The 11,303-nt window shown below is 75.7% G+C and carries 14 protein-coding genes; 4 read left to right on the top strand and 10 right to left on the bottom strand.

Annotated elements, in window-relative coordinates; translation table 11 throughout:
* The first annotated feature begins 4 nt into the window (after positions 1–4).
* Both ABZW14_RS10055 and ABZW14_RS10050 read left to right on the top strand, forming a co-directional pair.
* On the top strand, positions 5–1,684 hold the full coding sequence (locus ABZW14_RS10055; protein WP_355342811.1) for a right-handed parallel beta-helix repeat-containing protein: 1,680 nt from the start codon (positions 5–7) through the stop codon (positions 1,682–1,684).
* Positions 1,685–1,881: 197 nt separating this feature from the next.
* Positions 1,882–3,159 carry an Ig-like domain-containing protein gene (locus ABZW14_RS10050; RefSeq protein WP_355342808.1) on the top strand — a complete coding sequence of 426 codons (1,278 nt, stop codon included), beginning with the start codon at positions 1,882–1,884 and terminating at the stop codon, positions 3,157–3,159.
* A gap of 185 nt (positions 3,160–3,344) precedes the next feature.
* Here ABZW14_RS10050 and ABZW14_RS10045 read toward each other — a convergent pair whose 3' ends face one another.
* Complete coding sequence (locus ABZW14_RS10045) at positions 3,345–4,364, bottom strand: SMP-30/gluconolactonase/LRE family protein (protein WP_355342805.1); 1,020 nt, start codon at positions 4,362–4,364, stop codon at positions 3,345–3,347.
* Positions 4,365–4,540: 176 nt separating this feature from the next.
* Between ABZW14_RS10045 and ABZW14_RS10040 the strand changes: the two genes are divergently transcribed.
* A complete protein-coding gene (locus ABZW14_RS10040) occupies positions 4,541–4,906 on the top strand; it encodes an STAS domain-containing protein (protein WP_355342802.1) in 366 nt (121 codons plus the stop codon).
* Between the two features lie 69 nt (positions 4,907–4,975).
* Here ABZW14_RS10040 and ABZW14_RS10035 read toward each other — a convergent pair whose 3' ends face one another.
* Together ABZW14_RS10035 and ABZW14_RS10030 are read right to left on the bottom strand one after the other, a co-directional pair.
* Positions 4,976–5,344 carry an FKBP-type peptidyl-prolyl cis-trans isomerase gene (locus ABZW14_RS10035; protein ID WP_355342799.1) on the bottom strand — a complete coding sequence of 123 codons (369 nt, stop codon included), beginning with the start codon at positions 5,342–5,344 and terminating at the stop codon, positions 4,976–4,978.
* Positions 5,345–5,519: 175 nt separating this feature from the next.
* Positions 5,520–6,095 carry a hypothetical protein gene (locus ABZW14_RS10030; RefSeq protein ID WP_355342796.1) on the bottom strand — a complete coding sequence of 192 codons (576 nt, stop codon included), beginning with the start codon at positions 6,093–6,095 and terminating at the stop codon, positions 5,520–5,522.
* A gap of 218 nt (positions 6,096–6,313) precedes the next feature.
* On the opposite strand from ABZW14_RS10030, the gene ABZW14_RS10025 reads away from it, so the two are divergent.
* Positions 6,314–7,012: a CBS domain-containing protein gene (locus tag ABZW14_RS10025; protein WP_355342793.1), complete on the top strand. Its 699-nt coding sequence runs from the start codon at positions 6,314–6,316 to the stop codon at positions 7,010–7,012.
* Positions 7,013–7,024: 12 nt separating this feature from the next.
* Here the strand turns inward: ABZW14_RS10025 and ABZW14_RS10020 are convergent, their stop codons facing one another.
* The 7 genes from ABZW14_RS10020 to ABZW14_RS09990 form a co-directional block, all read right to left on the bottom strand.
* Positions 7,025–7,741, bottom strand: a complete 717-nt coding sequence (locus tag ABZW14_RS10020) for a helical backbone metal receptor (protein WP_355342790.1) — start codon at positions 7,739–7,741, stop codon at positions 7,025–7,027.
* A 61-nt stretch (positions 7,742–7,802) separates the two neighbouring features.
* Positions 7,803–8,357: a hypothetical protein gene (locus ABZW14_RS10015; protein ID WP_355342787.1), complete on the bottom strand. Its 555-nt coding sequence runs from the start codon at positions 8,355–8,357 to the stop codon at positions 7,803–7,805.
* Positions 8,354–8,872 carry a hypothetical protein gene (locus tag ABZW14_RS10010; RefSeq protein ID WP_355342784.1) on the bottom strand — a complete coding sequence of 173 codons (519 nt, stop codon included), beginning with the start codon at positions 8,870–8,872 and terminating at the stop codon, positions 8,354–8,356. The genes ABZW14_RS10015 and ABZW14_RS10010 overlap by 4 nt, the downstream gene beginning before the upstream one ends.
* A gap of 28 nt (positions 8,873–8,900) precedes the next feature.
* A complete protein-coding gene (locus ABZW14_RS10005) occupies positions 8,901–9,269 on the bottom strand; it encodes an Asp23/Gls24 family envelope stress response protein (protein WP_355342781.1) in 369 nt (122 codons plus the stop codon).
* 10 nt (positions 9,270–9,279) lie between these two features.
* Positions 9,280–9,468 (bottom strand): hypothetical protein, encoded by a 189-nt coding sequence (locus ABZW14_RS10000; RefSeq protein WP_355342778.1) that lies wholly within the window; start codon positions 9,466–9,468, stop codon positions 9,280–9,282.
* A gap of 71 nt (positions 9,469–9,539) precedes the next feature.
* Positions 9,540–10,625, bottom strand: coding sequence for a DICT sensory domain-containing protein (locus ABZW14_RS09995; protein ID WP_355342775.1), 1,086 nt, complete (start codon positions 10,623–10,625; stop codon positions 9,540–9,542).
* A gap of 10 nt (positions 10,626–10,635) precedes the next feature.
* Entirely contained in the window at positions 10,636–11,247 is a 612-nt protein-coding gene (locus ABZW14_RS09990; protein WP_355342772.1) for a GNAT family N-acetyltransferase, read from the bottom strand.
* Positions 11,248–11,303: the final 56 nt, after the last annotated feature.

Below are 11,303 nucleotides of genomic sequence, written 5' to 3'. Positions count from 1 at the left end.
CCGGATGACGTATCCGCTCATGCCCTCGGCCGGTGGGGTGCGCCCGCATCCGGTCGCCGGCGCGCCGCTGATGTGCGACGCGCGGGAGCACGGGCTGACCGGGGACGGGACGACCAACGACCAGCCCGCCCTCGCCGCGCTGGTGGACCGGCTGGGCGACGCGTACGCCGCCGACGGACGGGCCCGCGTGATCTACTGCCCGCCCGGGGTGTACTCGATCCGGGACGCCGGCACGGTCTGGCGGACCGGGGTCTCGCTGATCGGTGCGGGCCCCGGCGCCACCCGGTTCGTGCTCAGCAACCCGGGTAACCGGGCCGACCCGACCCCGCTGGCGTTCCACACCGCCGAACTGCACGGCGCGAGCCAGGAGCGGCACCTGGCGTACTGCACCTTCGCCGACTTCGAGATCGACGGGTCCGGGGTGGCGATGGCCGAGTACAACCCGCTCGCCAAGGGGCTGGGCCTCCAGTACGTGGTCCGCGGCATGTTCCGCAACCTCTACATCCACCACACCGCGGCGACCGGCCTGGGCTGCGACTTCCTCCAGGACTGCCTCATCGACGGGGTGCTGGTGGTCGGGTGCGGGCGGATGGACAACGGCACCGAGATGGGCGGCGCGGGCATCGGGATCGGGATCGGCGGCTGGGGCAGCGTCGAGCGGGTCAACGTGGTGAACTGCTCGGCGGTCGGCAACGCCACCTGCGGGATCTTCTTCGAGCTGCAGTTCGAGGGCGGGCTGCGCCCGCGCGGCATCCGGGTGGTCGGCTGCCACGCCGAGGGCAACCGCTTCGGCATCGCCGACTGGGGTGCCAACGGCCTCGTCGTCTCGGCGTGCACGCTGGTCGGCAACCTCGACGCGGGCTTCCAGGTCTCGGCCAAGGGCACCACCGGCACGGCGGGTCGTGGCGGCCTCCTCACCGACTGCGTGATCGACGCGAACCTGCGCGACGGGATCAGCATCGGCAACACCCCGGGGCCGTACACCGTGCGGGGCAACCGGATCAGCGGCAATGGCCGGTACGGCTACCACCAGCGCAGCCTGGGCGACGCGGGGCAGGAGTGCGCCCGGGAGATCGTCGTCGAGAGCAACGACTTCTACGGCAACAGCCGGGACGCCGTCCGCTTCGACCGGCCCGTCCGGGACGCGTTCGTCGTCGACAACCGGATCCGGGCGAACGGTCGCCAGTGCGGGCCCGGCGACCGCAGCGACGGCGACACGGTCCGGTACACCGAGCGGTCGGTGATCGACCGCCGGGCGAGCTGGCGGGGCGACGCGCACCGGGGCAAGACCATCCGGGTGGGCGAGCGCGTCGCGGTGGTCGCCGCGAACGACGAGAACGAGCTGCACCTGGCCCCGGTCCGGCCGGGTGCCTTCACGGGCTGGAGCGGGGACACCCCGGATCCCGGCAGCAGCTACGAGATACCCGGGCCGGAGGCGGTCCGGGCCGGCATCACCGTCAACGCGGCGATGGACTCGGCCACCATCCGGGGGAACCGGGTCTGGGACAGCCATGAGCCGACCACCCAGACGCACGGGCTCTGGGTCACCGCGGCGGGCAGCTGCGTCGGCTGCCGGGTCGAGGACAACGACCTGGCCGGGAACGCGGAGGCGCCGACCCGGTTGGACACGCCGCCGATCGGCGGTCGCTGGGAGCGCAATCACGGGGACGACGACTGGGGCTGAACCGGTCGTCCCGGCTCCTCGGGCGCAATCCGCCCCCGCGGGACGCGGCCGCCCGTCGACGTCGCCGATTCCCATTTCCGTACGCAGGCGCCGAAATCGAAGTCGGCCCGTCAAAGCAATTCCGCCGAATGCGCCACGGCGTCCGGAGGGCCGTACAAAATGTGGGTCATGGGGGGAGTGGAAATGGGGTGCGGAATATGGACGTGAGGCGGCGAATGACGCTGCTGGCGGTGACCCTCGCAGCCACGCCGTTGGTGGTCACCGGGTGCACCGCCGGCCAACGGGAGGCGGTGAAGCCCGGCCACGGCAAGGCGGCCGCAGCGCCGTCGGTGAACCTGACTCCGGCCGACCGGGCGAAGAACGTGCCGGTCAGCGCCGAGGTCGGGACCACGGTCAGCGGCGGCAAGGTCACCGCGGTGAAACTCACCGACGACAAGGGCCGGCCGGTGCCGGCGCAGCCGCGCGAGGACGGGTCGGGCTGGGTGCCGGACCGGCCGCTGGAGAACTCGCGGACGTACACCGCGGAGGTGACCGCGACCGGCGATTCCGGGCGGAGCACCACGCAGAAGACGACGTTCACCACAATGGCGAAATCCACCAAACCGACCGTCACCAGCGAGCTCTATTTCACGGCCAATCAGACGTACGGGACGGCCATGCCGGTGGTGGTCGCATTCGATCCGCCAATTCCGAAAGAGGCCAGAGCGGACGTGCAGCGCCGGTTGTTCGTGAAGACCGACCCGCCTCAGCCGGGCACCTGGTCCTGGATGTCGGACGGGAAGCAGGTCGAATACCGGGCGCCCGACTTCTGGAAGACCGGCACGAAGATCAGCGTCCGGAGCGCCCTGGAGGGCCTGCCGATCGGCAAGGACGCCATCGGCGACGCCGACCACAGCGCGACCTCCAAGATCGGCCGGGAGGTCACGCTCGACATCGACAACGCCACCAAGCAGATGTCCGTCTACCGGGAGGGCAAGCTGCTCCGCAAGGTGCCGGTGAGCCTCGGCAAGTCGAGCACGCCCACCTCCAGCGGCAAGATGGTGATCATGGAGAAGTTCGACCGGACCACCTTCGACACCCGGGGTTCGGCCGATCCGTACGTGGTCGACGTGGACGACGCCCAGCGGCTCACCTGGGGTGGCGAGTTCATCCACTCCGCCCCGTGGTCGGAGGGCGAGCAGGGCTTCACCAACACCTCGCACGGCTGCACCAACGTCTCCGCCGCGGCGGCGGACTGGCTGATGGGCATCACCCAGGTCGGCGACCTGGTGACGGTCAAGGGCACCGAGGTGAAGCTCGATCAGGGCAACGGCTTCACGGCCTGGAACGTCGGCTGGGACGAGTTCGCCAAGGGCAGCGCGCTGCCCGTGCCCGCGGGGCTGAAGCCCACGCACAGCGCCACGCCGCACCCGGGCGCGGTGGCCGGCGGGTCGTCGCCCGCTCCCGCCCCGTCCAAGAGCAACAGCGGCGGCTGACCACGGGGGGAGGAACGGCCGGGCCGGCCCGCAAACCACGCGGGCCGGCCCCGCGCCGTTCAACCAGCCCGAACCGACCACGCGGGCCGGCCCCGCGCCGTTCAACCAGCCCGAACCGACTACGCGGGCCGGCCCCGCGCCGTTCAACCAGCCCGAACCGACTACGCGGGCCGGCCCCGCGCCGTTCAGTCCAGGTCGACCCGGGCCACGCCCGTCGCGGTCAGGCTGCCCAGCCAGAGGCGCCGCCCGTGCTGCCGCACGCCGGTGACCATCGGGTACGCCCCGCTCGGGCCGTGCAGCGTGCGCAGCACCCGCCCGGCCCCGTCCACCAGCGCGACCAGCCCGTAGCGGCGCGGCTGCGGCTGCACGGCCCCGGGCAGCAGGGCGACGAGCTGGCGCACCCGGGGATGGGGCAGCAGCTTCTCCATGATCGGCAGCCGGGGGCTGGGCAGCGCGATCCAGTAGGTCCCGTCGCCCACGGCCGAGACGTTGTCCGGGTAGGCGGGCAGGTCGGCCAGCACGGTGGCCCGGCCGTCCGGCAGGTCCACCCGGAGCAGCCGGTGGGTGGCCGTCTCGACCAGCATGAGCGCGGACTCGTCCGGGGTGAGCGCCACCCCGTTGGGGAAGTAGAGGCCGCCCGCCACGACCTCGGTGCGCCCGGTCCGCCGGTCGTACGCGAGCACCCGGCCGTTGGGCCGGTGCTCCAGCAGGTCCCGCTTCCAGTGCGAGAGCGGGAACCGGTCCGACGAGTCGGTGAAGTAGATGGTGCCGTCCCGCGCCACCGCCGCGTTGTCGGCCAGGTGCACCGGGGGCCCCGTGCCGGTCAGCTCGTGCACCGCGCCGTCCGGCGTGACCCGCAGCAGCCCCCGGTAGGCGTCGCAGACCACCAGCCCGCCGTCGACCGGGTCCAGCTCGATGCCGAGCGGCCGGCCGCCGGTCTCGGCGAGCAGCGTCGGACGGGTGCCCGCTGGTGCGTCCGCCGGCCACCACCAGAGCCGGCCGTCCTCGTCGCCGCTGACGGCCCGGCCGTCCGGGTCGACGAGCACGTCCTCCGGGCCGTGCGCGCCGCCGGGCAGCGGCAGCAGCTCGGCCCGGTCGAGCCGGACGTCGGTGGGGGCCCACGGCCCGTCCAGGGGCGGCGGCACGGTGGCCGGCTCACGGACCGGCCGGATCAGCAGGGGCGCGCGCGGGCGGGGGACGGCCATCCGGCCATTCTTCCCCGCCGATGCCCGGACCGGGAGCCCTCGCGGCGTGTCCCGCCGAGCTTCGGGCCCGGCGCCTGCGGGATGACCCGGAGGCCGCTCAGGGTCCACCCGGTACCTACCCGGAACCCCGTCGTGGGCGGCCGGAACTGTCGGTGGTGGGGGATAGGTTCGGAGACATGCGAGAGGGCGGGGACCGGTTCCACGTGGCGACGAACGTCAGCGACCACGTGGTGGACGTGCGGGCGGTCGGTGAGATCGACATCGCCACCGTGGGGGCGTTCCGGGCCGCGCTCTGGGCGGCGCCGGCACGGCCGGTGCTGCGGCTGGACCTGTCCGGCGTGCGGCTGCTCTCCGCCGCCGGGGTGCGCGCGCTGGTCGCTGCGCACCTGCGGGTCCGGGCCCGCGGTGGCGAGCTGGTGCTGGTCGATCCCGATCCGGTGGTCGCCCGGGTGCTCCGCGCCACCGGCCTGCACCGGGTCCTGCCGGTCCGCGAGTCGGCCCACGAGGCGGCCCGGGAGCTGGTCACCTGCGCGGCGGCCTGACCGGCCTGACCGGCCGGACGCCGCAGGGCCGCCGGCGTGCCGCCGACGGCCCTGCGCAGGGTGTGCGGGTCAGCGCACGCCGACCAGGTCCACCACGAAGACCAGGGTCTCGTTCGGCTTGATCACGCCGCCGGCGCCCCGGGCGCCGTAGCCCAGGTGCGGCGGGATGGTCAGCCGGCGGCGTCCGCCGACCTTCATGCCCACCACGCCCTGGTCCCAGCCGGCGATGACCTGGCCGCCGCCGAGCGGGAACTCGAACGTGTCACCCCGGTTCCACGACGAGTCGAACTCGCGGCCGTTCGAGTGGGCCACGCCCACGTAGTGCACGCTGGCCAGCTGGCCGGGGCGGGCCTCCGGGCCGTCGCCGACCGTGATGTCCTCGATGACGAGATCGGCGGGCGGCGCGCCCTCGATCGGGCCAACCTCGGGCTTCTCCATGAGCGGGTCTCCTCGGTGCTGACAAGTGCGGTCCCCGTCGATCCTGCCGGATCGCGGCCGGCCGATACGCGTCGGTCCCCGCCGCGGCGTGGCGGCAGGGACCGGTGGATGGCACGAGAGTGGCGGGCGCCGCCTCTCGGTGACGCCCGCCCGGTGGGTACGGCCCGCGGTGACCTCACTTCAGCCAGGACAGCCGCGCGACGACGGGGAGCTTCGCCCACACCCGGCCGAGGCCGAGGGTGTCACCGGCGTTGACCAGGGCCAGGCCGGCCAGCAGACCCGCGTAGATGAGGTGGTCGTCCATGAAGGGGTTGTTCTCGGGAGGCAGCACGGCCGTCCACATCATCACCAGCAGGAGCCCACCGGCGACCGCGGCGACCCGGGTGCCGATGCCGAGCAGCAGGGCCACGCCGATGCCGAGCAGGCCGAGCATGAACAGCCAGTCCGCCCACGCCGCGCCGGCGATGTCCCCGTAGAACCCCTTGAACGGGCCGGCCGCGCCGAAGGTCAGGAACCCCTTGGTCGGGCTGCCGCCGTTGATCCAGGCGGCCTTCGCCGCGGTCTCGTGACCGAGGCCGAACATCTTGTCGAGGAAGGCCCAGAGGAACGTCCAGCCCAGGGCGATCCTGAGTCCGGCGAAGACGTACCGGGTGGCCTTCCGGCGGGTGGTCTCGGCGTCCCGGGTGGTCTCGGCCGCCGGAGCGATGGTGTTGGCGGTGATCCGCTCGATCGTCGCGGTCATGGTCTCCACGTCCCTTCCTGTGCCTCGCACCGCGCTTTCCGGTGGCACCTTCATTCCACCTCCGCCCCGTGCTGCGGAGCAGGGCCGACCGGTGCCCTCCGGACCGGGACCTTGGTCCTCTCCCGACCCGGTCCGGTCGGCCCGCCACGGCCTGCCGGGCGCCTCTGACCGGGACGGCCGGCGCCGCCCTACCGTCGCCTCAGGAGGGCCGAGCAGAGGAGGCCGTGATGCGTACTTGGCAGGTGGGCGACGTGATGACCAGGGACGTCGCGACGGTGGGGGAGGAGACTCCGTACCGCCGGATCGTCGACGTGCTCATCCGGCGCGGTGTCAGCGGCGTGCCGGTGGTGGACTCGTTCCACCGGGTGCTCGGGGTGGTCTCCGAGGCGGACCTGCTGCACAAGGTGGAGTGGGCCGGGCACCCGGACGAGCGGCGGGTGTTCGAGGGCCGGCGCCGGCGTACCGCCCGGGAGAAGGCGGGCGCGCTGGTCGCCCGGGACCTGATGACCGCTCCGGCGGTCACCACCCACGCGCGGGCCACGCTGCCCGCGGCGGCGCGGCTCATGGACCACGAGGCGGTCAAGCGGCTGCCGGTGCTGGACGACCTGGGCCGGCTGGTCGGCATCGTGACCCGCAGCGACCTGCTCCGGGTGCACCTGCGCACCGATGCGGAGATCCGCGAGGAGGTGGTGCGGGAGGTGCTGCGCCGGGTCCTCACCATCCGGGACGGCCTGGTCACCGTGCAGGTCCGCGCCGGTGAGGTCACCCTGGACGGCCGGCTCGACCGGCGCAGCGCCGCCGAGCTCGCCGGCCGGCTCGCCGGGCAGGTCAGCGGCGTGGTCGCGGTGCACAACGCCATCGGGTACGACGTGGACGACACCACGCTCATGGAGCTGGATCCGGTGCACGCCACCCCGGTCGCGTGACCGGCGGCGGCCTCAGGCGGCCGCGGCGAGCTGGGCGGCGAGCAGCGCGGGAGCCTCGGCGAGCGAGGGCCCGTACCAGGTGAGGTGCCGGCCGGAGACGAGCGCGGCCGGCACGCCGGGAAACGCCTCCGGCCCGTCACCGGCGGTGAACCGGTACGGCTCGTCCGGCAGCACCACCAGCTCCGGCGCCCGGGCGCGCAGCTCGTCGAGGCCGGGCCGGGGGTAGCGCTCCGGGTGGCCGGCGTACCGGTTGGTGACGCCGAGCCGGCGCAGCACGTCACCGGCGAAGGTGTCGCGGCCGAGCACCACCCAGGGGCGCCGCCACACCGGCACCACGGCCGCGCGCGGCGTCGCCGGCGTGGGCGGCGCGGCCCAGGCCCGGCGGGCGGCCCGCAGCCACTCCGGCTCGCCGGGCACGCCGAGCGCGGCCACCAGCTCGCCGAGCTGGGTCAGCGCCTCCGGCACGGTACGGGGAAAGGTGACCCGCACCGGCACGCCGGCCGCCCGCAGGGCCTCCGCGTCGGCGAGGCGGTTCTCCTCCTCGTTGAGCAGCACCAGGTCGGGCCGGAGCGCGCGCACCCGGTCCAGATCCGGATACTTGCTGCCGCCCACCCGGGCGACGTCCAGCCCGGCCGGGTGGGTGCACCAGTCGGTGGCCCCCACCAGCACCTCGGGGCGGGTCAGCGCGACCGCCTCGGTCAGCGACGGCACCAGCGACACCACGCGCACGACGGCTCCCTCCCTCTCCCCGGCGCCCATCGTCGCCCATCGACGGGCGTCGGTCGCGGGGTCAGGGACCGGCCGGCTCGTCCACCAGCACCGTCACGTCGAGATGGGCGGGGCGGCACCCGACCGTGGCGGCGAACCGGCGTACCGCCGCGTCGACGTGCGCCCGGGCCGCGCCGACCCCGGCGGACGGGGCCAGCCGCACCTCCACCCACAGGTCCGGGCCGGTGACCGGCCCGGTCAGCACCACCCGGGCCCGGCCGACCCCGGGGGCCCGCAGCAGGTCGCGTTCCAGCGCCCCGGTCAGCACGTCGCTCGCCACCCGGGTCCGCCCGGCGCCGTCGCCGCGCTGCGCCAGCGTGCCGTCCAGCCGGTGTGGCACCCGCAGCCCGGCGGCGAGCAGCCGCTGGCCGAGCAGGGCGAGCAGCAGCCCGCCGACCACCACCGCGAGGGCGCTCCACGGCGCGCCGGCCCGCCACCAGCTCACCGGCCCGGCCCCGAGCAGGGGCACGTCACCGCCGGGCAGCCGGCCCGCCCCGACCGCCGAGGCCGTGCCGCCCGCCGCCACGAGCGCCAGGGCGAGCACCGTCCACAGCAGCCGGTGGGCGGCGTTGCTCACGGCGTCCGCCGGGCGGGGCCGAGCCGTACCTCGATGGGACCGCGACGCGGCGCGGTCAACCGGTCCAGCTCCCGGCGCAGCGCGAACTCGACGTCGGCCCGGGCCGCCGGGTCGCCGGTGGCGGTCACCCGGGGCCGCCAGGCGTCGCCGCGCCGGCGGACCCGGACCCGGGCCCGGCGGACGCTCGGCACCGACCGGACCGCCCGGGCCAGCCGCCGCTCCACCGACCGGCGGTGCAGGTGCCAGCCGTCGTCGTCGGTGAGCCGCAGCCGGGCCGGCCGCCAGCGGCGCAGTTCGGCGCCGAGCACCAGCAGGCCGAGCAGGGTGACGGCGGCGGCGACCCCGCGTACCGGGGCGTCGTGCCAGCGGACCGTGGTCAGCGTGGCCGACCAGCCGGCCGGCAGCGGACCGGGGCGGTCCAGCGCGGCGAGCAGCCCCGCGACGGCCGCCAGCACCCCGCCGGCCAGCAGGGCCACGGCGAGCAGCAGGGTGGCGACGCGGTTCACCGTGCGCACGACCGGCTCCGCGCACCGACGACGGCGTTCACGTCGACTCCCGGACGTCCGCCTCCGGCCGGTCCCACCCGGCACCGGGGCTCGCCGCCTCGCCCGGCAGGCGCAGGTCCACCACCGTCACGGTGACCGCCTCGACGGTCCGCCCGGTGTGCGCCTCGATCCCGGCGGCGACCCGGCGGCGGACCGCCTCGGCCACCCCGGTCAGCGGCACGCCGTGCGCGACCACCAGGTCCAGGTCGACCCGGACGGCGGCGCCGTCGATGCGAACCGTGGCCACCGGGTCGCTGACGGCCGGGGTACGCCGCGCCGCCTCCTCGGCGAGCCCGGCCGTCCGCTCCTCCGACCAGGCGACCGGGGCGGATGGGGCGGTGGCGCGCCGGGGCAGGGTGCCGGTCATCGCGGGCGCCTCAGCGGCGCCGGCCGGCGGTGGCCCGGTCGGCGAGCCCCGGCGCGCTGACGTCCCCGTCGCGCACCCGGACCAGCAGCCATCCGGCCAGGCCGGCCACGGTGGCGGCGGCGGCCGCCCCGGCGCCGCCCAGCGCCCAGACCGCGACCACCAGGAAGCCGGCCAGGAAGCCGAACTGCCCGCGCGTCATGCCCCACCTCCGCTCCGCCGCGACCGACCGGCGGGGCGTACCCGTTTCCGGGCCGGGCAGTCCTCCGGCGCTCAGCCCGCCCCGGCGGCCGCGGCCACGCGCTCCGAGGGCAGCGACGCAACGGGTACCCCCTCGCGCACCGCCCACTCCAGCGCGTGCCGCAGGTCGGCGACCGGCAGCGGCCGCCGGGCGGTCACGGTGACCGCCGCGTGCACCGCGTACGAGACGAACGGGTACGAGTGGGCCAACCCGCCCACGGCCTCCCGCAGCCGGCCCACCACGGCGAGCGCCGCCGCCTCGTCCCGCCCGGGCAGGATCAGCTGGAACTCGTTCTCGGCGAGGCGGACCGCCCGGTCGGCCGGGCCCAGCACGCCGGTCACCGCCGCGAGCACGGCCTGGCCCTCCCGGGCCGCCCCGCGCCGGCCGAAGCGTTCCGGCGTGCCGGCCGGCTCGTCGACCCGGAGACCGATCAGTGCCACCGGCAGGGTGCCCGACGCGGTCACCCCGTCCACGCCGGTCCACCGGCGCAGCCCCGGCTCGTCGAGCAGGGCGTCCCCCGGCTCGAACCGGTGCGCCCGCTCGCCCCGCCGGGCCAGCAGCCGCAGCGCCGCCTCGGCACGGGACTCGCCCGGGGTGGCCGGGATGTCCCGGACCCGGGCCACCGCCTCGTCCAGACCGGCCCGCGCCGGCCCGGGCAGCCGCTCGCCGAGCCGCCCGCACAGCCGGATCACGTCGTGCAGCGCCTCGTCCCGGCGGAAGCCCCAGCGCCCGTCGAAGAGGCGGCCGGCCTCCAGGGTCTCCGCGGATGCCACCTCCGCCCGGTCGTACGCCACCAGGCTCGCCCCGAAACGCGGCGTCAGCGCCACCACGCTCCACTCCCGGGCCAGGTCCTCGGTCTCCTCCAGCACCACGGGGTACACCCCGGCGGGAAGGTCCGGCGGGGGCGCGCCGACCATCCCGACCACGGTGACCGTTGCCCGGGCGGCGATCCGCCGGTAGACCGTGCGTTCCCGGGCGAAGTACGGCAGCCGCTGGAAGAGGGCGAACACGACCAGCGGCCCGTCCTCGGCCTCGGCCAGCGCGGCCCGTTCGATGGCGTGGGAGACGGCGACGAGACCGCGTTTGGTCAGCCGCTCCGGGGTCCGTCCGCTGTGCACCCGGCCGAGCCTAGAGGCCCGGAACCCGGTGCGCACCGGTCGAGGGGCCGGGTTCGCCGGCCGCCCGGCGCGCGGCCCACTCCGCGCGGGTCAGCGCGTACTCCACCTCGCCCTGTTCCGAGCCGGGGATCATCTCCGGCCAGTCCTGGTGGAACGTCCGCCGGTACGCCAGCCCGGCCTTCGCCATCACGCGCCGCGATCCGGTGTTGACGGCCATGGTGGTCGCCACGACCCGTTTCACACCGAGCGCCGTGAACCCGTGGTCGACCAGCGCCCGCGCGCCCTCGGTGGCGTACCCGGCGCCCCAGGCGTCGCGGCGCAGCCGGTAGCCCAGCTCCACCTCGCGCGGGTCGCCGTCGCGCAGCGGGCGGAACTCGAACCAGCCGAGGAAGGCGCCGTCGGCCCGCCGCTCCGCCGCCCACCAGCCCAGCCCGGGCGGCCGGCGGTACGCGGCCAGCATGGCGGGCAGCACCCGGTCGCGGATCTCGTCGGCCGGGGTGGGCCGCCCGCCGGTGAGGTAGCGCATCACCGCCGGGTCGCCGTCGAGCTCGGTCAGGAGCGGGACGTCGTCCGGGGTGAACTCGCGCAGCACCAGCCGTCCACTGGTCAGGAAGATCGCCACCCGGCCGATTCCAGCGGTCCCGGCCCGTGCGGGCAACCGGATTCCGCCGCACCACG

It is taken from the genome of Micromonospora sp. NPDC004551 (assembly GCF_040609975.1).
Taxonomy (GTDB): domain Bacteria; phylum Actinomycetota; class Actinomycetes; order Mycobacteriales; family Micromonosporaceae; genus Micromonospora.
This window is presented reverse-complemented; position numbering and strand designations above follow the sequence as displayed.

Excerpts from the sequence above, each read along its gene's own strand:
- ABZW14_RS10055 (WP_355342811.1), top strand. The coding sequence starts at position 5 with ATGACGTATCCGCTCATGCCCTCGGCCGGTGGGGTGCGCCCGCATCCG.
- ABZW14_RS10050 (WP_355342808.1), top strand. The coding sequence starts at position 1,882 with ATGGACGTGAGGCGGCGAATGACGCTGCTGGCGGTGACCCTCGCAGCC.
- ABZW14_RS10045 (WP_355342805.1), bottom strand. The coding sequence starts at position 4,364 with ATGGCCGTCCCCCGCCCGCGCGCGCCCCTGCTGATCCGGCCGGTCCGT.
- ABZW14_RS10040 (WP_355342802.1), top strand. The coding sequence starts at position 4,541 with ATGCGAGAGGGCGGGGACCGGTTCCACGTGGCGACGAACGTCAGCGAC.
- ABZW14_RS10035 (WP_355342799.1), bottom strand. The coding sequence starts at position 5,344 with ATGGAGAAGCCCGAGGTTGGCCCGATCGAGGGCGCGCCGCCCGCCGAT.
- ABZW14_RS10025 (WP_355342793.1), top strand. The coding sequence starts at position 6,314 with ATGCGTACTTGGCAGGTGGGCGACGTGATGACCAGGGACGTCGCGACG.
- ABZW14_RS10005 (WP_355342781.1), bottom strand. The coding sequence starts at position 9,269 with ATGACCGGCACCCTGCCCCGGCGCGCCACCGCCCCATCCGCCCCGGTC.
- ABZW14_RS10000 (WP_355342778.1), bottom strand. The coding sequence starts at position 9,468 with ATGACGCGCGGGCAGTTCGGCTTCCTGGCCGGCTTCCTGGTGGTCGCG.